A 20,844-nucleotide genomic window follows, 5' to 3' on the forward strand; every position below is an offset into this window, starting at 1 on the left:
TGTAATTTTTAATATTTAATTATTGAGGGTTTACTGGATCTAACCAGCCCCATTTGTCTTCTGTTGTACCGTTAAATAAGCCAAAGAATGCTTGCTGAATTTTCTTCGTCACAGGCCCACAACGACCGATACCTACTTGGATACCATCAACACTGCGAACTGGTGTAATTTCAGCTGCGGTTCCTGTCATAAAGACTTCATCCGCTAAGTACAGAGATTCACGAGACAGCGTTTGTTCACGCACTTCAATTCCCATATCTTTCGCCAATGTCAAAATGGCATCACGGGTGATCCCTGGTAACGCTGATGACGTAAATGGCGGGGTATACAAAATGCCATCTTTCACTTCAAAGATATTCTCGCCTGCACCCTCAGAAAGATAACCATGAACATCCAGAGCGATACCTTCTTGGTAACCATGGCGGCGCGCTTCGCTACCAACCAGTAATGAAGACAGGTAGTTACCACCTGCTTTTGCGCCAGTAGGGATAGTATTCGGTGCAACACGATTCCATGAAGAGACCATTGCATCAATTCCTTGGTCTAATGCCTCTTCACCTAAATATGCTCCCCATGGGAATGCCGCTAAAATGACATCAGTACTGTAGCCATCTGGTGGATTCACCCCCATGCCCACATCACCAATGAAAACTAATGGACGAATATAGGCGCTGACTAAGTTATTTTTACGCAGAGTTGCACGACAAGCTTCCATTAACTCATCAACACTATAGCTGACTGGCATACGGTAAATTTTCGCAGAATCATGTAAACGCTGCATGTGTTCACGATGGCGGAAAACCACAGGTCCCTTGTGTGAATCATAGCAACGGACGCCTTCAAATACGGAAGTTCCGTAATGCAGAGCGTGAGACATTACATGAACTTTAGCATCTGCCCATGGCGTCATTTCACCGTTAAACCAAATAAAGTCAGCTTTCTTAGTCATTTTATCTATTCCTTACATTGCACTTTGTGTGCGTAATAGTCGCGATTCTTGTTGTTTTATTTCAACTTCAGTGATGTCAGCCAACTTCGTTAACTGTGCACATAACTGTGCCAACGGTCTCTGGCTGCTGACAGTCAGTTCGATACTTACATTATCACTATCTGATAATTGATCCACATTCATAGAACTAATCCGAAATCCACGATGGCGAGTTACTCGCAAAATACGCTCTAAAACCTCGGGGCGGAAACGGGCTAATATCGAGAGTTGATGTTGCATCATAACGGTTTCTCCATCATTTTTTCGTTACTAGCCCCTGGTGGAACCAATGGCCAGACATTTTCTAATTCATTAATTGATACCTGTAATAAAAACGCGCCCTCACTTGTCAGTAGCTCATCGAGTGCTGCATCCACTTCTGATTTACATGTAATACGGCGACCTTGAATGCCAAAAGCGCTCGCTAATGCAACAAAATCTGGATTGTCAGTCAAAATGGTTTCACTGTAGCGTTGCTCAAAAAACAGCTCTTGCCATTGACGAACCATTCCTAATCGTTGGTTATCTAACAATAAAATCTTAACGGGTAATTGCTTACGCTTGATAGTTCCCAGCTCTTGCACGTTCATCATGAAAGATCCATCGCCAGATACACAAACAACGGTATCCTCAGGGCGAGCGACTTGGGCACCCACCGCTGCAGGGATCCCAAAACCCATCGTTCCTAACCCGCTTGACGTTAAAAAATTCTCTGGTCCATCAACAACAATATGTTGAGCAGACCACATTTGATGCTGGCCAACATCTGTTGTAACAACAGTATTGGGTTTCATTTTGTCTGACAGCTGTTTCAGCAATAATGGGGCGTAGATTGGTTCGCCGGGGTGGTCATAGCGCCAGCCAAACTCGTGCTTGAGTTGTTGAACTTCTTCCTGCCAACTTGTGATATTTTTTGTCACCATCAATTGAGGCAATAGCGCTTTCGCATCCCCCAATAGTGCTACATGGGTTTGACGTAATTTATCCAACTCAACGTGATCAATGTCGATATGAATAACTTTCGCATTAGGAGCAAAAGTGTTTAATTTACCTGTAACTCTATCGTCAAAACGCGCACCAACCGCGATGAGTAAATCACACCGTTGCACTGAAATATTCGCCGCTTTCGTACCGTGCATTCCCAACATACCGAGATAATTTTTGTCTGATGGATGTACGGCACCTAAACCTTTTAAAGTCACAACTGATGGGATCCCTGTTTGTTCTATAAAGGTTCTTAATTCAGTTACTGCCCCTGACATTCCTACTCCACCACCAATGTACAACATCGGTTTTTCTGACTGTTCCAACAGCGTTCTTGCTTGTTGGATTGCATCCTCAGAAGTCGAGTCTTGTTGCTCTACAGGCATTAAATAGGGCGATAAATCTGCACGTTGCAGCTGAATATCTTTCGGAATATCAATCAGTACTGGTCCGGGACGCCCACTATTTGCGATTGCGAAAGCTTCAGCAAGAATACGAGGTAAGTCCTCTATGGATTCCACCAAAAAACTATGTTTTGTACAGGCCAAAGATAATCCTAAAACATCAATTTCCTGAAAGGCATCTGTACCAATAAACTCTGAAGCTACCTGCCCGGTGATAGCAACAACAGGGACGGAGTCGAGCAATGCGTCAGCCAATCCTGTAATCACGTTTGTTGCTCCAGGACCTGAAGTCGCAATACAAACACCTGTTTTTCCTGTCGAACGAGCATAGCCGATGGCAGCGATAACTGCGCCTTGCTCATGGCGACACAGCAAATGCTCCACACCACCATCGTACAACGCGTCATAAACAGGCATGATAGCGCCACCTGGATACCCAAAAACAGTATCAACGCCTTGGGTTCTTAATGCTTGAACTAACCACTGTGCTCCGTTCATGTTTATCACCTATCTGCCTTTATTTATTTACTTGTATTTATTATGTTTTTATTATCTTTGTTGGTTTGCATAAATTTTATGTCAAAAAAAACCCCGCGCCTTTCGGTGCGGGGTTCTCGTAAGATTTAGCTATTATTTCAGCTTTCGTCGTCCAAGTGCAGCCCCGCACGGTGGGATAATAATCACCACCACGCTAATAATTAGGCTAATCACTTGGATGAATTTGTTCATGTGTTTAATCTTTTCAACTTTAATCGTTATCTTTATTAAAGAACTATCATTTTAAAATTACTTTGACAACTCTTATTTATTTTTTTAATGATTAAGTTTTTTATTTCATTTAAATTCAATGAATTACAATCAAATCAGACTAAACAACTATTAATAAATCAAAAAACTAGCGATTAGCAATAATATTTGCCCATGATTTAGCTCAATTCTCTATCTCTAATTTAGCGAAATGTACGCCATCAAGCCTATCTAAAAAATTAACCTCACTTAACCAATTTGCTGTTGAAACTATTGTTATTCAAAAAATAAAATGAATGTAACTAGCTAAATTAAAGCCTTCAAAGCGTATCTAGAAAAAATGAAACACCCATGCAATTAAACAATTTAATTATCGAGTCGCTTCGCAAATATCAAAATCACAATAGAAAAATACGTCTGATTCACAACAGAATATTATGCTAGTCAACCAAAGAGGTGATTTATGACATTAGCTATTGTTTACACTCGAGCATCTATTGGATTAGACGCTCCTCTTGTGACCGTTGAAGCTCATATTAGTAATGGACTACCGGGGTTAACTCTAGTTGGATTACCAGAAACTGCAGTTAAAGAAGCGCGAGATAGGGTACGGAGTGCTATGGTCAATAGTGGCTTTGAATATCCAGTAAAAAAGATGACGGTAAACTTAGCGCCAGCAGATTTACCTAAAGAAAGTGGTCGTTATGATTTAGCTATTGCGATTGCAATACTGGCGGCATCTGGACAAATTCCTGATCAATTATTGGAGCACCATGAGTTTCTTGGTGAATTAGCTCTCTCTGGAGATATACGTTATGTCAACGGCGGGATCCCTGCCGCTCAAGCAGCAATACACCAAAACAGACAATTAATTCTATCGAAAGATAATCAATATCAACTCAGTTTATTAGCAGATAGTAGCGTCTATTTTGCCGCATCCTTACTGGAACTTTGCCATTACTTGCATCAAAAAAGTACACTATCGAGTAATCAACAAGTTATTCAACATGCTTATCCCTCTGACCATGAAAATGATATTCGCGATATCATAGGTCAAGAGCAAGGAAAGCGAGCATTAGAAATCAGCGCAGCAGGTGGACACAATTTATTACTGCTAGGTCCTCCCGGTACAGGTAAAACTATGTTAGCCCACCGGTTGATAACTTTACTGCCGCCCTTAACGCCTCAAGAAGCACTGGAAGTCACAGCATTACATAGCCTTAGCCAAACCATGGAAACCATAAATAAGTGGCCTGCACGACCATTTAGGTGCCCTCATCACAATACATCAATGACCGCTTTGATTGGTGGTGGCTCCTTACCTAAGCCAGGAGAGATATCCCTCGCCCATCACGGCATATTGTTTCTAGATGAATTACCTGAATTTACACGCTCCGTATTAGACTCTTTACGAGAACCGCTAGAATCTCATCAAATTGTCATTTCAAGAGCAAAAGCTAAGGTGTGTTTCCCTGCTAACTTCCAATTAATCGCAGCACTTAACCCTAGCCCCACAGGGCATTACCAAGGAGAAATGAGCCGTACCTCTCCAGCGAAAGTACTACGATACTTATCACGCGTTTCAGGGCCATTCTTAGACAGGTTTGATCTCTCTATTGAGATCCCATTACTTCCTCTAGGTACTTTAAGCCAACAAACGCACCAAGGCGAAACTAGCAAGCAAATTCGCTTACGAGTTATTGAAGCAAGAAACCAACAAATTAATCGAGCGGGTAAAATTAATAGTCAGCTAACAGCAAGTGAAACAACAAAAACCTGCCTACTGGCTGCTGAAGATGCACTATTCTTAGAGAATGCACTTATTAAACTAGGGTTATCTATCCGTGCTTGGCACAGGATTCTTAGAGTTTCGCGAACAATTGCAGATCTTAGCTATTCACCGAATATACAACGTGAGCATTTACTAGAGGCGCTAGGGTATCGGACAATGGATAAGTTATTGCTTCATTTGCAAAAACAAGTAAGCTGAAGGAATTAAGACAAAAGTTAATGCTTAGACATAAACAACAAAAGGGACCTAAGTCCCTATTTGTTTTAATGCTTATACTGTTTTAATACTAATGAAATTAATCATCCGTATCAGTATAGTCTTCTGATGGATCTATCTGTGGCTTACCACCCGATAGTGTGTGGAAGCGCTTTGGACGGTTAATTCTGCTAGAATATTTCACCCATACTTTTTCTTCAAGGGTTGTAGGTTCGCGCTCTCCACGGCAAACAGCGACGAATAATTTTTCTTCTTCTGTTTGCGCTGCGCGTTTTCCTGTATCAAGCTCATTGAAAGCTTGACCATGACGTTCTAGCAACTGAGCTTCTTTGATGGTGAAATCACCATGACGAGAAAAGCCACGTGGGTAATGTTTATTATCAAAAAAACGATTAGTCGTGATGAAGCTATCTGCCATCTGACACACTCCTAACTGATTACGGTCAACTCTATATGGCGCGGAGTATTAGACAGCATTGACAATCTGTAAAACAAAACATTTGAATCATCACGACAAAAATTATTGGAGATACGTGTGGACAGCGAGTTATTAAGAACTTTTTTAGAAGTTAGTAGAACCAGACACTTCGGCAGAGCCGCAGAATCTCTCTACTTAACGCAGTCTGCCGTTAGCTTTCGTATCAGACAGTTAGAAACCCAATTAGGTACAAGTCTATTCACACGACACCGAAATAATATTCGTTTAACTGCTGCTGGAGAACGTTTAGTTCCTTATGCTGAATCTCTAATGAATACATGGCTTCAAGCCAAAAAAGAGATATCACACGCATCCCAGCATACAGAGCTGTCTATCGGCGCTACTTCATCATTATGGGAAAGTTATCTCACTGGCTGGTTGGAAGTTTTATATAACCAACATGATGAGCTACGATTAGAAGCTCGCGTATCTACACGCCAATCACTCGTCAAACAGTTACACTCTAGAGAATTAGACTTACTGATAGCGATCGAGCCACCAAAAATGGATGAATTTGAAAGTACCATCATTGGTTCTATTCAACTTCAATTAATGGCATCCCAAAAGAATATAGCCCTTACTCAGTATAATTTTATCAAGCTAGAATGGGGGGCTGATTTTCATCCCAAGAATGAACCAACGCTACTTCAAGATGATTCCCCTGTAATGATTACGACGTCCGCAGAAATTACGCGTCAATTGTTGCCTGTATCGCTTTCAGCGGCATTTTTACCAACACATTGGCTCCAACATTATCCAACGTTAAAAACACTCTCAAATAACGTTATTACTAAGCCTTTATATGCAATTTGGCTGAAAAAAAATGATCAGCAAGTTCTAATTAATCAACTTATTAAAACACCAATACCAAACACCCAATAGACATTAGAGAATTCAAAACAGGGCGAACTATCGCCCTTTTTTATTGTAAATAAGTTATGACTTAGATTGAGCATTTAAAGGGGTAGATAGGTAGATAGATAGGATAAGTGCTAGAAAATTTTATATTTAGGAAGAAAATGAATAGATGCAAAAAGAAAAACCCGATTAATATAATCGGGTTATCAATAGATACTTCTTTTATTATTACTTAATTGGTAACTGGCAGGGGCGGAGAGACTCGAACTCCCAACACCCGGTTTTGGAGACCGGTGCTCTACCAATTGAACTACGCCCCTAAATTAAGTGGCGGAACGGACGGGACTCGAACCCGCGACCCCCTGCGTGACAGGCAGGTATTCTAACCAACTGAACTACCGCTCCACTTATTCTTTTTGCCTTTCGGCAACTTATTGCTTCGCAATAAGTTTTAATTTAATGTCTGGCAGTTCCCTACTCTCACATGGGGAGACCCCACACTACCATCGGCGCTACGGCGTTTCACTTCTGAGTTCGGCATGGGGTCAGGTGGGACCACCGCGCTATTGCCGCCAAACAAATTCTGTTCGTTCCCGTCTAAGTTTTCTCTTAAACCAGAACTTCAATCCTGAACAAGCTGTGTGTCCTTCACCTTTCGGCTTCTCACTTGCTTTGAAAATCAACTCAATCTCTCTTCTCGAAAACACCTTCGGTGTTGTCAGGTTAAGCCTCACGGTTCATTAGTATTGGTTAGCTCAACGTATCGCTACGCTTACACACCCAACCTATCAACGTCTTAGTCTTAAACGTTCCTTTAGGACCCTTAAAGAGTCAGGGAAGACTCATCTCAAGGCAAGTTTCCCGCTTAGATGCTTTCAGCGGTTATCTCTTCCGCACTTAGCTACCGGGCAATGCCATTGGCATGACAACCCGAACACCAGTGGTGCGTCCACTCCGGTCCTCTCGTACTAGGAGCAGCCCCTTTCAATCTTCCAACGCCCACGGCAGATAGGGACCGAACTGTCTCACGACGTTCTAAACCCAGCTCGCGTACCACTTTAAACGGCGAACAGCCGTACCCTTGGGACCTACTTCAGCCCCAGGATGTGATGAGCCGACATCGAGGTGCCAAACACCGCCGTCGATATGAACTCTTGGGCGGTATCAGCCTGTTATCCCCGGAGTACCTTTTATCCGTTGAGCGATGGCCCTTCCATACAGAACCACCGGATCACTAAGACCTACTTTCGTACCTGCTCGAGCCGTCACTCTCGCAGTCAAGCTGGCTTATGCCTTTGCACTAACCGCATGATGTCCGACCATGCTTAGCCAACCTTCGTGCTCCTCCGTTACTCTTTGGGAGGAGACCGCCCCAGTCAAACTACCCACCAGACACTGTCCGCACCCCGGATTACGGGGCTACGTTAGAACATCAAACATTAAAGGGTGGTATTTCAAGGTTGGCTCCACGCAGACTGGCGTCCACGCTTCAAAGCCTCCCACCTATCCTACACATCAAGGCTCAATGTTCAGTGTCAAGCTATAGTAAAGGTTCACGGGGTCTTTCCGTCTTGCCGCGGGTACACTGCATCTTCACAGCGAGTTCAATTTCACTGAGTCTCGGGTGGAGACAGCCTGGCCATCATTACGCCATTCGTGCAGGTCGGAACTTACCCGACAAGGAATTTCGCTACCTTAGGACCGTTATAGTTACGGCCGCCGTTTACTGGGGCTTCGATCAAGAGCTTCTCCTTACGGATAACCCCATCAATTAACCTTCCAGCACCGGGCAGGCGTCACACCGTATACGTCCACTTTCGTGTTTGCACAGTGCTGTGTTTTTAATAAACAGTTGCAGCCAGCTGGTATCTGCGACTGGCTTCAGCTCCATGGGTAAACCACTTCACCTAATGCCAGCGTGCCTTCTCCCGAAGTTACGGCACCATTTTGCCTAGTTCCTTCACCCGAGTTCTCTCAAGCGCCTGAGTATTCTCTACCTGACCACCTGTGTCGGTTTGGGGTACGATTAATGATAATCTAGAGCTTAGAGGCTTTTCCTGGAAGCGGGGTATAAGCTACTTCGCCACCGTAGTGACTCGTCATCAGACCTCAGCATATAGTGAACCGGATTTGCCTAATTCACCTGCCTACATCCTTAAACCGGGACAACCGTCGCCCGGCCAGCCTAACCTTCTCCGTCCCCCCATCGCAATTATCACCAGTACGGGAATATTAACCCGTTTCCCATCGACTACGCATTTCTGCCTCGCCTTAGGGGTCGACTCACCCTGCCCCGATTAACGTTGGACAGGAACCCTTGGTCTTCCGGCGTGCGGGTTTTTCACCCGCATTATCGTTACTTATGTCAGCATTCGCACTTCTGATACCTCCAGCATGCCTCACAGCACACCTTCACAGGCTTACAGAACGCTCCCCTACCCAACAATATTTACATATCGCTGCCGCAGCTTCGGTGCATAGTTTAGCCCCGTTACATCTTCCGCGCAGGCCGACTCGACCAGTGAGCTATTACGCTTTCTTTAAATGATGGCTGCTTCTAAGCCAACATCCTGGCTGTCTGAGCCTTCCCACTTCGTTTCCCACTTAACTATGACTTTGGGACCTTAGCTGGCGGTCTGGGTTGTTTCCCTCTTCACGACGAACGTTAGCACCCGCCGTGTGTCTCCCGTGATAACATTCTTCGGTATTCGTAGTTTGCATCGAGTTGGTAAGTCGGGATGACCCCCTAGTCGAAACAGTGCTCTACCCCCGAAGATGAGTTCACGAGGCGCTACCTAAATAGCTTTCGGGGAGAACCAGCTATCTCCCGGTTTGATTGGCCTTTCACCCCCAGCCACAAGTCATCCGCTAATTTTTCAACATTAGTCGGTTCGGTCCTCCAGTTAGTGTTACCCAACCTTCAACCTGCCCATGGCTAGATCACCGGGTTTCGGGTCTATACCCTGCAACTCATTCGCCCAGTTAAGACTCGGTTTCCCTACGGCTCCCCTATACGGTTAACCTTGCTACAGAATATAAGTCGCTGACCCATTATACAAAAGGTACGCAGTCACACCATAAAGGTGCTCCCACTGCTTGTACGTACACGGTTTCAGGTTCTATTTCACTCCCCTCGCCGGGGTTCTTTTCGCCTTTCCCTCACGGTACTGGTTCACTATCGGTCAATCAGGAGTATTTAGCCTTGGAGGATGGTCCCCCCATATTCAGACAGGATAACACGTGTCCCGCCCTACTCGTCGAGTTCACAACACTAACACCTTCGGATACGGGGCTATCACCCTTTACTGCCGGCCTTTCCAGACCGTTCTCCTGATGCTAATGCTGATTAAGACTCTGGGCTGCTCCCCGTTCGCTCGCCGCTACTAGGGGAATCTCGGTTGATTTCTTTTCCTCGAGGTACTGAGATGTTTCAGTTCCCTCGGTTCGCTTCGTTTGACTATGTATTCATCAAACAATAGTGCAACGAATTGCACTGGGTTTCCCCATTCGGAAATCGTCGGTTGTAACGGTTCATATCACCTTACCGACGCTTATCGCAGATTAGCACGTCCTTCATCGCCTCTGATTGCCTAGGCATCCACCGTGTACGCTTAGTCGCTTAACCTCACAACCCGAAGGTGTCTTTACCAACTGACCCGACGGTCAATTGAACACATTCACGTTGAGATTTTTGAGAGACTCTCACATTGTTTAAGCGATAAACAATGTGCGTTGTTTTCAATTTTCAGCTTGTTCCAGATTGTTAAAGAGCATAATTGTTAAACCAACTACAACGTAATTGGCTTAATCATTATTTGTGGGGAACGTCTTTCACTCATTCTCCGCGCAATTGGCGTCCCCTAGGGGATTCGAACCCCTGTTACCGCCGTGAAAGGGCGGTGTCCTAGGCCTCTAGACGAAGGGGACACTACAGTCAGCTTCGCAGACGCGCTTTTTGCTCTACTTTCTATCAGACAATCTGTGTGAGCACTTCACAAGTACACTTCAATGGTAAGGAGGTGATCCAACCGCAGGTTCCCCTACGGTTACCTTGTTACGACTTCACCCCAGTCATGAATCACAAAGTGGTAAGCGCCCTCCCGAAGGTTAAGCTACCTACTTCTTTTGCAACCCACTCCCATGGTGTGACGGGCGGTGTGTACAAGGCCCGGGAACGTATTCACCGTAGCATTCTGATCTACGATTACTAGCGATTCCGACTTCATGGAGTCGAGTTGCAGACTCCAATCCGGACTACGACGTACTTTATGAGTTCCGCTTGCTCTCGCGAGGTCGCTTCTCTTTGTATACGCCATTGTAGCACGTGTGTAGCCCTACTCGTAAGGGCCATGATGACTTGACGTCATCCCCACCTTCCTCCGGTTTATCACCGGCAGTCTCCTTTGAGTTCCCGACCGAATCGCTGGCAACAAAGGATAAGGGTTGCGCTCGTTGCGGGACTTAACCCAACATTTCACAACACGAGCTGACGACAGCCATGCAGCACCTGTCTCAGAGTTCCCGAAGGCACCAAAGCATCTCTGCTAAGTTCTCTGGATGTCAAGAGTAGGTAAGGTTCTTCGCGTTGCATCGAATTAAACCACATGCTCCACCGCTTGTGCGGGCCCCCGTCAATTCATTTGAGTTTTAACCTTGCGGCCGTACTCCCCAGGCGGTCGATTTAACGCGTTAGCTCCGGAAGCCACTCCTCAAGGGAACAACCTCCAAATCGACATCGTTTACAGCGTGGACTACCAGGGTATCTAATCCTGTTTGCTCCCCACGCTTTCGCACCTGAGCGTCAGTCTTTGTCCAGGGGGCCGCCTTCGCCACCGGTATTCCTCCACATCTCTACGCATTTCACCGCTACACATGGAATTCTACCCCCCTCTACAAGACTCTAGCTGACCAGTCTTAGATGCCATTCCCAGGTTAAGCCCGGGGATTTCACATCTAACTTAATCAACCGCCTGCGTGCGCTTTACGCCCAGTAATTCCGATTAACGCTTGCACCCTCCGTATTACCGCGGCTGCTGGCACGGAGTTAGCCGGTGCTTCTTCTGTTGGTAACGTCAATCGTTGATGATATTAGCATCAACGCCTTCCTCCCAACTGAAAGTACTTTACAACCCTAAGGCCTTCTTCATACACGCGGCATGGCTGCATCAGGCTTGCGCCCATTGTGCAATATTCCCCACTGCTGCCTCCCGTAGGAGTCTGGGCCGTGTCTCAGTCCCAGTGTGGCTGATCATCCTCTCAGACCAGCTAGGGATCGTCGCCTTGGTGAGCCATTACCTCACCAACTAGCTAATCCCATATGGGTTCATCCGATAGCGCAAGGACCGAAGTTCCCCTGCTTTGCTCCTAAGAGATTATGCGGTATTAGCTACCGTTTCCAGTAGTTATCCCCCTCTATCGGGCAGATCCCCATACATTACTCACCCGTCCGCCGCTCGTCAGCGAGAAGCAAGCTTCCCCTGTTACCGCTCGACTTGCATGTGTTAGGCCTGCCGCCAGCGTTCAATCTGAGCCATGATCAAACTCTTCAATTAAAAAGCTTGATGCTCAAAGAATGTTACTGTCGTTTGATTTCCGAAGAAACCAAATTACCTATTAGTTCATATATATGAATTAACGTGTTAGTCACTCTTCAAGACTTAAAATCAAATATTTTTTTGATAGTGTCCTGTGAGTGCCCACACAGATTGTCTGATAAATTGTTAAAGAGCGGTGCGACTTAATCTTTTGATTATCGACTTTAGGTCGTTGTCGCGAGGTGTCGTATACTACGTTTTTTATTTAGAAAGTCAAGCGATTATTTTCAACTATTTTCTTTCTTCACCTCTGTTATCACGGGGCTTCGAGGTTTTCTTCGAGCCGGTTTGTCGTGATAACGGATGCGCATTATAGGGAGCTCGAAAAATTACACAACCTTTTTTTTTAAAAAAAATATCGTTTGCAGATAATTTCATCATTATGCTTTTTTTACTATCACTATGATTATAAAAACAGCTATTTTGTCGTATAATTCTATTCTTATCGCACCGTCTTAATTATTTAAATCTTAATTAAGATCATCCTTATAGTTACTTTTATATCCATCTACGTTTTATGGCTACGAATATGAATACATCTTTAAGACCTTATTTAGAAACTCTCCCTTCTGTCGCAGCAAATGTTTTTATTGACCCATCTTCTGTCGTCATTGGAGATGTTCGCTTAGCCGAAGATGTAAGCATCTGGCCACTATCAGTACTACGTGGTGATGTGAATTATATCTCTATAGGTGCACGAACAAATATTCAGGATGGTTCCGTGCTACATGTCACCCATAAGTCCACCAGCAATCCTGATGGAAATCCGTTAATCATTGGGGAAGATGTCACTGTTGGGCATAAAGTCATGCTGCACGGATGCACGATCGGTAATCGAGTTCTTGTCGGTATGGGATCTATCGTGATCGATGGGGCTATTATTGAAGATGATGTAGTGATCGGCGCTAATAGCCTCGTCACTCAAGGAAAAAGATTGGAGTCTGGCTACTTATATATGGGGAGCCCAGCCAAAGCGATTCGAAAACTCACCGAAGCTGAACTTAACCATTTACGTTATTCAGCTAATAACTATGTTGAGTGGAAAAATAATTATCTATCGTCCAACAATTCATAGAAGCCATTTTCATTATCGAGTCCTTGTTCAATCAAGGCCTCGAACTCTTCTTCTATATCCCAACGATAATGTTGAAAAAGCGCCAGTGGTGTTTCATTCTGGCCATATCGTTTAATAAGTAAGGTTTGTGAAATAACGCACTCTGACAGTAGTCCATTGACTAAAACAGGGAACCGTACCTTATTAATAGCCGAGTCCCATACTTCCCTATCTGGAAATTGAATCGCCTGATTCATTATTCAAGTTCCTTTTTTAACTCTTTTAATACTGGCTCAATCTCTGGTACCACCCCATGCCAAAGTTTAAAGGCAAATGCCGCTTGCCCAACCAGCATACCCAAGCCATCAGCTAGCTTATTCACTTGATGCTGCTTAGCGAATGACAAAAAGGGTGTTAAACCTCGTTGATAAAACATGTCATAACATGCGGTTTGTTGAGAAAATAATTCAGGGCTGATTTTAGGGATCTCGCCAGTCACCCCAGAAGAAGTACCATTTATGATTAGATCAAATTCTGCTGAAATGAGCTGTGCCATTGGTCTACTCTGTATTTTCCCAAGAGCCGAAAAATGGTGAGATAAAGATTCTGCTTTTATAAAGGTTCTGTTAGTCAATGTAATATCGCAGCCGTACTCAAGTAGAGGTAATAGAGCACCACGAGTTGCGCCACCAGCTCCAATAACCAATATTTTGCTTGAAGGCGACACAAACCCAAGACGCTGTAGATCAAGCAACAATCCCACACCATCAGTATTGTCACCCAACAAGCGATGATTATCGAGTTTTCTAATCGTATTGACGGCACCACAGATTTGAGCTCTTTCTGTCAACTCTGATACGAATTGAAAAGCCCTTTCTTTAAACGGCAATGTAATGTTTGCACCCTGCCCGCCTTTTTCGAAAAAATCTGATAAATAGACTTCGAAATCTTCTACAGGAGCAAGTATTTTCTGGTATTCAAGATCAATGCCTGTCTGCTTAGCAAACATTTGATGTATTGAAGGTGATTTACTGTGTTGAATCGGGTTACCAAAAACTGCAAACATTCCCATTAATCATTATCCTTTACGATATAATTGCCCAGTCATAGCATCACGAATTTCTGATGGATTTAATCTTCCACCAACAACACCATCAAGAACAGGGATTATGTCTTTAAACTGTGCGATTACTTCTTCTGTAGTTCGACATGGTTCCAATCCACTCAAATTTGCACTCGTTGATACGATTGGCTTGCCATATTCCCTGCAAAGCGCTTTCACTAATTCATGGTTTGTCACACGAACAGCTAAAGTGTCAAATTGCCCCGTCAACCATTTTGGTGTCGTTTTCTTTGCAGGGATCACCCAGGTGACAGGTCCCGGCCATGTAGCAAACATTGCTTGGCGCTGCTGTTCGTTTAGCTGGCTGTCATCGACATAATTTTTGAGCTGTTCATAATTATCAGCAATCAAAATTAACCCTTTTTCCCAAGGGCGCTGCTTCAATTCAAGTAATTTATTTACTGCAGCTTCACTATCAGGATCACAGCCTAAGCCAAAAACGGCCTCTGTTGGATACGCGATAACTTGTTGTTGTTTCAGTGCTTCAATTATATTTTTAATTGCAGGTGTAGATTGATTTTGCATAGTTTTAACTCATAATTCTTCTTGTAACTGACCGCAGCGTTTGCTGGCACAGAACAATCTTACTCCCTGTCCAACCTTTTTTTCCATAAGTAATGGATATTCACAAGACTGACATTTTCCCACTACAGGCTTATTATTCAGGATAAACTGACAGTTAGGATAGTTATCGCAAGCATAAAAAGTTTTACCAAAACGGGATTTTCTTTGTAGTAAATTACCTGTTTGGCATTGAGGACAAGGAACCTTAGTTTCATCCGGTTTATCGATGAGCTCTGTATGTTCGCATTCAGGATAGTGGCTACAGCCAATAAACATCCCAAAACGTCCTTGTTTTAACACCAAATCATATCCGCATTTAGGACAGCTTTGACCTTCCAATACTTTGACAATGTGAGTCTCAGCAACAGCTCTTAATGGCTTAATATAATGACATTGAGGGTAACCAGAGCACGCTAAAAAAGGCCCATGAGCTCCGTTTCGAATAACCAGCAAAGAGTTACATTCAGGACAGTATTCATTTTTATCTGTATCAAAAGGCAATTGCTTCGACATGTTTTTGTTTAATCCACTCTTTTCTTCAACAACTAGTTTACTCTGAGATATCCACCAGCCACAGATATAACTGCACCATCTATCTCCAGTTCAGTTAAGGCTGAAATTACTTGCGTGATAGGTAACTGTAATTCAGTCGCGATGATATCTGCAGGGATCGGTTGGTACCCTACCATACCTAAAATCCGACTTTCTGTCAGATTTAACTCTGGCTGCACAGAGGTTTCAATCTCCAATTCTGCTTGTATCCAATTTGGTGAGCATTCTAGATGTAATAATATGTCCTCGGGTTCTACCAGCAGGTATGCCCCTTGTTGTATCAACCAATGATTACCACTAAATGCTGAGTTACCTAATGGTGCCGGTAGTGTAAATAGATCTCGATTTTGTTCAATTGCATATCGGGCTGTAATCAATGATCCACTTTTCATACCCGCTTCGATAACCAATACCACTTTGCTTAACCCACTAATGATACGGTTCCTTCGAGGAAACTGTTTTGCTAATGGAGGAGTATCAGGAAAATACTCTGAAACTAATACCCCTTCAGACCTAATTCGTTCTGCTAGATCAAAGTGTTGTTTTGGATAAATATGGGAAAGTCCACTTCCTAATACTGCGACTGTCTTTCCTTGGTTTTCTATTGCAGTTCTATGACTGATACCATCAACACCGAGAGCCAAACCACTGGTGATCGTCAATTTGTAATTTATAAATTTTCGAACAAAAGCTTCCGTCCATTTCTTACCATATGCAGTAACTTGCCGGCTTCCTATGATGGCAATTTGCTTTTCAGATAATAATTCACTTCGTCCCGACACAAACAGTAATAAAGGAGGGTTATATATCTGCTTTAATAAAAAAGGATATTGCGCATCCAAAAATGTAATTAATTGATTTTCTTTGACTTCCAACCATTTCAAAGTTGAATCAATACGCTTTAAAGGGACATTTAGGAATTGCAATCGTTGCATTTCATTCAGCCCACAGGCTTTTAATACTGTATGACTTACTTTATCCACTTGTTTTAATTGAGATACTATCTTTGGTGCTGTTTTTATCCCAACCCGGCTAACTTGCGAAAGCCTTAGCCATATTTCCTGTTCATTCATTTTGTCTTCCTGACAGTAAGTTAGCACATTTGGAAACGAACAAATCATAACCAATACTGTCAATATGACTGATAAATGTCTAGAATAGACGGTAATTACCTTTCAAATTTTGGAAACTACTCGAAAAATTTATGTCAGTCTTAAACGTGTTACATTATCCAGACGAGCGCCTTCGCACCGTTGCAAAACCAGTTGAAAAAGTTGATGCATCTATCCAGCGTATTATTGATGATATGTTCGATACGATGTATGACGAGGAAGGCATTGGGCTCGCAGCAACGCAAGTGGATATCCACCAGCGCATCATTGTTATTGACGTTTCTGAATCACGTAATGAGCGCCTTGTACTTATCAATCCTGAGCTTCTTAATAAAGAAGGTGAAACAGGTATAGAAGAAGGCTGCCTATCAATCCCTGAACAGCTAGGATTTGTACCAAGGGCGGAGAAAGTGAAAATTCGTGCTCTTGATTATAACGGTACATCATTTGAACTTGAAGCTGATGGTCTACTGGCTATCTGTATTCAACATGAAATGGACCATTTAGTTGGAAAACTATTCGTTGATTACTTATCACCGTTAAAGCGCCAACGTATCCGCCAGAAAGTAGAAAAACTGGATAGACTGAGAGCTAAAGAAGCTAAAAATCGTTGATTTGATAAGAAGTTAGTCTTTATTACTATAAATGGGAAAGGATCGTGTCAGAACCATTAAGAATTATTTTTGCAGGTACGCCTGATTTCGCAGCTAAACATTTGGCTGCATTGTTAGAAACCAATCATAACGTTGTTGGTGTATTAACTCGTCACGATAAACCTGCAGGCAGAGGCAAAAAGCTAACACCGAGCCCAGTGAAAATCCTTGCGGAAGAATATGGAATACCTGTTTTCCAGCCCGTTACTTTACGTGATCCAGACAATCAACAATGGATCAAAGATCAAAGTGCTGATCTGATGATTGTCGTTGCTTATGGTTTGATCCTGCCACAAGCCGTTTTGGATATTCCCCGTTTAGGCTGTTTGAATGTTCATGGTTCATTGTTACCACGCTGGAGAGGTGCCGCTCCAATTCAACGATCCATTTGGGCTGGCGACCATGAAACTGGTGTCACGATCATGCAGATGGATGCCGGTCTTGATACTGGAGATATGTTATATAAAGCCACTTGCCCGATTACGGCTGAAGATACGAGTGCGACTTTATATGAAAAGCTAGCAATTACAGGACCTAAAGCACTTATTCATACAGTAGATTTACTCTCTTCGGGTCATTGCTCTCCAGAAAAACAAGATGATTCACTTGCCAATTACGCTGAAAAATTATCTAAAGATGAAGCGCGAATTGATTGGCAACTACCTGCTGAACATATTGAACGCTGTATTCGTGCCTTTAACCCTTGGCCAATGAGTTATTTCATGGTGCAAGAGCAATTAATCAAAGTATGGCAAGCGGAAGTCATCGCTCAAGCACATAATCTGCGCCCAGGTACTATTATCAGTGCCGATAAAAAAGGTATCAGTGTTGCAACTGGCAATGGAATATTAAATATTACTCAGCTACAGCCACCTGGTAAAAAAGCAATGAGTGCGCAAGATATCCTTAACTCCCGCCGCGAATGGTTCATACCTGAGCAATTGCTAGACTAATATATTGGTAGCATTACCTGAAAGAGCAGAATCCGGTAATGCTACTTAAATAACTAATAGACTCTCTTTCAATTATGAAAAACAAATATAATTTGCGTAGTATCGCTGCGACCGCCATTAGTCAGGTTTTAGATAACGGACAGTCATTGAGTACCGTTTTACCTGATCTGCAACGTAATATTAATGATAAAGATAAAGCACTACTGCAAGAGATTTGCTTCGGTGTTTTACGTTATCTACCAAAGCTCGAATGGTTTATTAGCCAGCTTATGGAAAAACCGCTAACAGGTAAGCAAAGAACTTTACATTACCTCATCATGGTTGGGATCTATCAATTGCTCTATACACGCATCCCTGCACATGCAGCTTTAGCAGAAACCGTGGATGGTGCTGTTGCATTGAAGCGCCCACAATTGAAAGGCCTAATAAATGGAGTACTACGATCTTTTCAGCGTCAGCAAGTTCAGTTAGAAGAGCGCAATACAAATAACAATAGCCAATATTTACATCCTAGTTGGTTACTAAAACGCATTCAAACTGCCTACCCTGATAACTGGGAAAATATCGTTGATGCCAATAACCAACGTCCCCCGATGTGGTTAAGAGTTAATTCTCAACATCATACTGCCGCGCAATATTTAGAGTTACTCGAACAAGCAGAAATTACAGCACACTTGCACCCATCCCATCCAAGTGCAATTCGCTTAGAAGAAGCGGCTCCCGTTACCGGTTTACCCGGTTTTGAAGATGGCTGGTCAACAGTGCAAGACGTTTCTGCGCAAGGCTGTGCTGAATTACTCTCTCCAGTTAATGGCGAGAATATTCTCGACTTATGCGCCGCTCCGGGCGGAAAAACAACACATATTTTAGAACTAGCTCCTAAAGCCCATGTTCTTGCTGTAGACATTGATGAGTCACGACTCAAACGAGTGAAAGAAAATCTGCAAAGATTGAAGCAACAAGCTATTGTTATTCAAGGGGATGGTACGAAACCTGAAGAGTGGGCAAAAGATCAACAATTTGATCGTATTTTGCTGGATGCTCCGTGTTCTGCAACGGGAGTTATTAGGCGCCACCCTGATATTAAATGGCTAAGGCGCGATTCAGATATTCAAGAGCTATCTCAGCTACAGGCTCAAATCTTAGAGGCTGTATGGCCATACTTAAAACCTGGCGGCATATTAGTGTATGCCACATGCTCCATCATGCCTGAAGAAAATAGCCAGCAGATTCAGCATTTCCTCTCTAAACATACTGATGCAAGTATGAATGATGGTACAGAATTAGGCTTACAAATATTACCAAGCGCAACTGGGGGCGATGGTTTCTTTTACGCCCGCTTACTCAAGCACGTACAGTAATATTTAACAAAGACTCTGAGATAGGAAGATGCTATGAAGATCATTATTCTAGGTGCAGGGCAAGTCGGTGGGACACTCGCTGAAAACTTAGTGGATGAAAATAACGATATTACCGTTGTTGATACCAATGCCGATCGCTTGCGTCAGCTACAAGATCAGTTTGATCTGCGCGTCGTTAATGGGCATGGATCCCATCCCCGAGTTCTTAGAGATGCTGGGGCTGAAGATGCGGATATGCTAGTTGCAGTGACTAACTCGGATGAAACCAACATGGTTGCTTGCCAAATTGCTTATAGCCTATTTAATACGCCGAATAAAATCGCGCGTATTCGTGCAACCGAATATATCCGCGAAGCTGACAAGCTTTTTTTGGCGGAGCAAATCCCTATTGATTATCTGATATCACCAGAACAGCTGGTTATTGAATATATCTATAAACTTATCCAATATCCGGGGGCTTTACAGGTCGTTAATTTCGCTGAAGGTAAAGTGAGTATTGTGGCGGTAAAAGCCTACTATGGGGGTTCTCTGGTAGGCAATGCATTATCTAGCTTACGTGAGCACATGCCACATATTGATACTCGAGTTGTCGCCATATTCCGTCAAGATAGGCCGATTCGTCCTCAAGGTTCAACCATTATTGAAGCAGGTGATGAAGTTTTCTTCGTTGCCTCCACTCAACATATTAGAGCAGTAATGAGTGAGCTTCAGCGATTAGAAAAACCATACAAGCGTTTAATGATTGTGGGTGGTGGTAACGTAGGTGCTGGTTTAGCTAAGCGATTGGAAAAAGACTATAGCGTTAAACTGATTGAACGTAATCAGGAAAGAGCAACTGAACTCGCTGAGTTGCTCCATGATACGATTGTTTTTTATGGTGATGCCTCAGATCAAGAGTTACTGACTGAAGAACACATTGAACAAATGGATGTGTTTATTGCACTTACCAATGATGATGAAGCAAATATCATGTCCGCTATGCTTGCAAAAAAAATGGGGGCCAAAAAAGCCATGGTATTAATTCAACGGTCTGCCTATGTTGAATTAGTTCAAGGTGGTGTTATTGATATTGCAGTATCTCCACAGCAAGCGACTATTTCAGCTTTACTTGGTCACGTCAGAAAAGCGGATATTGTCAGTGTCTCATCGTTACGCCGAGGAGTCGCAGAGGCCATTGAAGCGATCGCCCACGGTGATGAGAACACATCAAAAGTGGTTGGTAAAAAAATATCAGAAATTAAACTCCCTCCAGGCACAATTATTGGAGCCATCGTAAGAGAGGAAGAAGTCATCATTGCTAGCGATTACCATATTATTGAGCAAGGTGACCATGTCATTATGTTTATTACCGATAAAAAATATGTGCCGGATGTGGAAAAGCTGTTCCAACCAAGTCCATTCTTTTTATAAT

17 protein-coding genes, 3 tRNA genes and 3 rRNA genes are annotated in these 20,844 nt (G+C 43.3%); 7 read left to right on the forward strand and 16 right to left on the reverse strand.

The features are described 5' to 3' along the window. Positions 1-19 precede the first annotated feature (19 nt). The 4 genes from HFU86_RS18430 to ilvL all read right to left on the reverse strand — a co-directional run bounded on the left by HFU86_RS18430 (position 20) and on the right by ilvL (position 3,105). Entirely contained in the window at positions 20-949 is a 930-nt protein-coding gene (locus tag HFU86_RS18430; protein ID WP_006658220.1) for a branched-chain amino acid transaminase, read from the reverse strand. Between the two features lie 12 nt (positions 950-961). Beyond that, complete coding sequence (gene ilvM / locus HFU86_RS18435; RefSeq protein WP_036948778.1) at positions 962-1,231, reverse strand: acetolactate synthase 2 small subunit; 270 nt, start codon at positions 1,229-1,231, stop codon at positions 962-964. After that, positions 1,228-2,874 carry an acetolactate synthase 2 catalytic subunit gene (ilvG, locus tag HFU86_RS18440; protein WP_132496292.1) on the reverse strand — a complete coding sequence of 549 codons (1,647 nt, stop codon included), beginning with the start codon at positions 2,872-2,874 and terminating at the stop codon, positions 1,228-1,230. Before ilvG ends, ilvM begins: the two co-directional genes overlap by 4 nt. Positions 2,875-3,006: 132 nt before the next feature. Then, positions 3,007-3,105, reverse strand: coding sequence for an ilv operon leader peptide (gene ilvL, locus HFU86_RS18445; protein WP_108478773.1), 99 nt, complete (start codon positions 3,103-3,105; stop codon positions 3,007-3,009). Positions 3,106-3,586: 481 nt separating this feature from the next. Between ilvL and HFU86_RS18450 the strand changes: the two genes are divergently transcribed. Continuing rightward, positions 3,587-5,113, forward strand: a complete 1,527-nt coding sequence (locus tag HFU86_RS18450) for a YifB family Mg chelatase-like AAA ATPase (RefSeq protein WP_187129793.1) — start codon at positions 3,587-3,589, stop codon at positions 5,111-5,113. Positions 5,114-5,210: 97 nt separating this feature from the next. On the opposite strand, the gene HFU86_RS18455 is transcribed toward HFU86_RS18450, so the two are convergent. Next, positions 5,211-5,549 (reverse strand): DUF413 domain-containing protein, encoded by a 339-nt coding sequence (locus HFU86_RS18455; RefSeq protein WP_036948772.1) that lies wholly within the window; start codon positions 5,547-5,549, stop codon positions 5,211-5,213. Positions 5,550-5,660: 111 nt separating this feature from the next. Between HFU86_RS18455 and hdfR the strand changes: the two genes are divergently transcribed. Further along, on the forward strand, positions 5,661-6,491 hold the full coding sequence (gene hdfR, locus HFU86_RS18460; RefSeq protein WP_036948769.1) for an HTH-type transcriptional regulator HdfR: 831 nt from the start codon (positions 5,661-5,663) through the stop codon (positions 6,489-6,491). Positions 6,492-6,711: 220 nt separating this feature from the next. On the opposite strand, the gene HFU86_RS18465 is transcribed toward hdfR, so the two are convergent. The 6 genes from HFU86_RS18465 to HFU86_RS18490 all read right to left on the reverse strand — a co-directional run bounded on the left by HFU86_RS18465 (position 6,712) and on the right by HFU86_RS18490 (position 12,019). Further along, a tRNA-Trp gene (locus HFU86_RS18465) sits at positions 6,712-6,787 on the reverse strand. 8 nt (positions 6,788-6,795) lie between these two features. After that, positions 6,796-6,872: transfer RNA gene (locus HFU86_RS18470), tRNA-Asp, on the reverse strand. A 56-nt stretch (positions 6,873-6,928) separates the two neighbouring features. After that, positions 6,929-7,044: ribosomal RNA gene (gene rrf, locus HFU86_RS18475) — 5S ribosomal RNA — on the reverse strand. A 142-nt stretch (positions 7,045-7,186) separates the two neighbouring features. Beyond that, positions 7,187-10,092: ribosomal RNA gene (locus HFU86_RS18480) — 23S ribosomal RNA — on the reverse strand. A gap of 226 nt (positions 10,093-10,318) precedes the next feature. Next, positions 10,319-10,394: transfer RNA gene (locus tag HFU86_RS18485), tRNA-Glu, on the reverse strand. Positions 10,395-10,479: 85 nt separating this feature from the next. Continuing rightward, positions 10,480-12,019 (reverse strand): 16S ribosomal RNA (locus HFU86_RS18490). Together the 16S, 23S and 5S rRNA genes with 3 tRNA genes alongside form the textbook arrangement of a ribosomal RNA operon. Before the next feature lie 571 nt (positions 12,020-12,590). Between HFU86_RS18490 and HFU86_RS18495 the strand changes: the two genes are divergently transcribed. Then, the gene (locus HFU86_RS18495) at positions 12,591-13,136 is read left to right on the forward strand and encodes a gamma carbonic anhydrase family protein (protein ID WP_132497302.1); all 546 of its coding nucleotides are present in this window, start codon (positions 12,591-12,593) and stop codon (positions 13,134-13,136) included. Here HFU86_RS18495 and HFU86_RS18500 read toward each other — a convergent pair. The 5 genes from HFU86_RS18500 to dprA are packed head-to-tail and all read right to left on the reverse strand — an operon-like array spanning position 13,112 to position 16,427. Next, a complete protein-coding gene (locus tag HFU86_RS18500; RefSeq protein ID WP_132497303.1) occupies positions 13,112-13,372 on the reverse strand; it encodes a DUF1488 domain-containing protein in 261 nt (86 codons plus the stop codon). The two genes, HFU86_RS18495 and HFU86_RS18500, sit on opposite strands and share 25 nt — an antisense overlap. Further along, the gene (gene aroE, locus HFU86_RS18505) at positions 13,372-14,187 is read right to left on the reverse strand and encodes a shikimate dehydrogenase (protein ID WP_187129794.1); all 816 of its coding nucleotides are present in this window, start codon (positions 14,185-14,187) and stop codon (positions 13,372-13,374) included. Before aroE ends, HFU86_RS18500 begins: the two co-directional genes overlap by 1 nt. Positions 14,188-14,193: 6 nt before the next feature. Further along, positions 14,194-14,763 (reverse strand): L-threonylcarbamoyladenylate synthase type 1 TsaC, encoded by a 570-nt coding sequence (tsaC, locus tag HFU86_RS18510; RefSeq protein WP_132497305.1) that lies wholly within the window; start codon positions 14,761-14,763, stop codon positions 14,194-14,196. Positions 14,764-14,772: 9 nt separating this feature from the next. Then, positions 14,773-15,315 carry a DNA topoisomerase family protein gene (locus tag HFU86_RS18515; RefSeq protein WP_036955862.1) on the reverse strand — a complete coding sequence of 181 codons (543 nt, stop codon included), beginning with the start codon at positions 15,313-15,315 and terminating at the stop codon, positions 14,773-14,775. A gap of 32 nt (positions 15,316-15,347) precedes the next feature. Continuing rightward, the gene (dprA, locus tag HFU86_RS18520; RefSeq protein ID WP_132497307.1) at positions 15,348-16,427 is read right to left on the reverse strand and encodes a DNA-processing protein DprA; all 1,080 of its coding nucleotides are present in this window, start codon (positions 16,425-16,427) and stop codon (positions 15,348-15,350) included. 131 nt (positions 16,428-16,558) lie between these two features. Between dprA and def the strand changes: the two genes are divergently transcribed. The 4 genes from def to trkA all read left to right on the forward strand — a co-directional run bounded on the left by def (position 16,559) and on the right by trkA (position 20,843). Beyond that, positions 16,559-17,080 carry a peptide deformylase gene (gene def / locus HFU86_RS18525; protein ID WP_132497308.1) on the forward strand — a complete coding sequence of 174 codons (522 nt, stop codon included), beginning with the start codon at positions 16,559-16,561 and terminating at the stop codon, positions 17,078-17,080. A gap of 44 nt (positions 17,081-17,124) precedes the next feature. Further along, the gene (gene fmt / locus HFU86_RS18530; protein WP_132497309.1) at positions 17,125-18,072 is read left to right on the forward strand and encodes a methionyl-tRNA formyltransferase; all 948 of its coding nucleotides are present in this window, start codon (positions 17,125-17,127) and stop codon (positions 18,070-18,072) included. Positions 18,073-18,146: 74 nt separating this feature from the next. Then, on the forward strand, positions 18,147-19,433 hold the full coding sequence (gene rsmB / locus HFU86_RS18535) for a 16S rRNA (cytosine(967)-C(5))-methyltransferase RsmB (protein WP_132497310.1): 1,287 nt from the start codon (positions 18,147-18,149) through the stop codon (positions 19,431-19,433). A 33-nt stretch (positions 19,434-19,466) separates the two neighbouring features. Then, positions 19,467-20,843, forward strand: a complete 1,377-nt coding sequence (trkA, locus tag HFU86_RS18540) for a Trk system potassium transporter TrkA (protein WP_036955884.1) — start codon at positions 19,467-19,469, stop codon at positions 20,841-20,843. Position 20,844 lies beyond the last annotated feature (1 nt).

The organism is Providencia sp. JUb39 (assembly GCF_012272845.1).
Classification (GTDB): Bacteria; Pseudomonadota; Gammaproteobacteria; order Enterobacterales; family Enterobacteriaceae; genus Providencia; species Providencia lanzhouensis.

Excerpts from the sequence above, each read along its gene's own strand:
- HFU86_RS18430 (WP_006658220.1), bottom strand. The coding sequence starts at position 949 with ATGACTAAGAAAGCTGACTTTATTTGGTTTAACGGTGAAATGACGCCA.
- ilvM (WP_036948778.1), bottom strand. The coding sequence starts at position 1,231 with ATGATGCAACATCAACTCTCGATATTAGCCCGTTTCCGCCCCGAGGTT.
- ilvG (WP_132496292.1), bottom strand. The coding sequence starts at position 2,874 with ATGAACGGAGCACAGTGGTTAGTTCAAGCATTAAGAACCCAAGGCGTT.
- ilvL (WP_108478773.1), bottom strand. The coding sequence starts at position 3,105 with ATGAACAAATTCATCCAAGTGATTAGCCTAATTATTAGCGTGGTGGTG.
- HFU86_RS18450 (WP_187129793.1), top strand. The coding sequence starts at position 3,587 with ATGACATTAGCTATTGTTTACACTCGAGCATCTATTGGATTAGACGCT.
- HFU86_RS18455 (WP_036948772.1), bottom strand. The coding sequence starts at position 5,549 with ATGGCAGATAGCTTCATCACGACTAATCGTTTTTTTGATAATAAACAT.
- HFU86_RS18495 (WP_132497302.1), top strand. The coding sequence starts at position 12,591 with ATGAATACATCTTTAAGACCTTATTTAGAAACTCTCCCTTCTGTCGCA.
- HFU86_RS18500 (WP_132497303.1), bottom strand. The coding sequence starts at position 13,372 with ATGAATCAGGCGATTCAATTTCCAGATAGGGAAGTATGGGACTCGGCT.
- aroE (WP_187129794.1), bottom strand. The coding sequence starts at position 14,187 with ATGGGAATGTTTGCAGTTTTTGGTAACCCGATTCAACACAGTAAATCA.
- tsaC (WP_132497305.1), bottom strand. The coding sequence starts at position 14,763 with ATGCAAAATCAATCTACACCTGCAATTAAAAATATAATTGAAGCACTG.
- HFU86_RS18515 (WP_036955862.1), bottom strand. The coding sequence starts at position 15,315 with ATGTCGAAGCAATTGCCTTTTGATACAGATAAAAATGAATACTGTCCT.
- dprA (WP_132497307.1), bottom strand. The coding sequence starts at position 16,427 with ATGAATGAACAGGAAATATGGCTAAGGCTTTCGCAAGTTAGCCGGGTT.
- def (WP_132497308.1), top strand. The coding sequence starts at position 16,559 with ATGTCAGTCTTAAACGTGTTACATTATCCAGACGAGCGCCTTCGCACC.
- rsmB (WP_132497310.1), top strand. The coding sequence starts at position 18,147 with ATGAAAAACAAATATAATTTGCGTAGTATCGCTGCGACCGCCATTAGT.
- trkA (WP_036955884.1), top strand. The coding sequence starts at position 19,467 with ATGAAGATCATTATTCTAGGTGCAGGGCAAGTCGGTGGGACACTCGCT.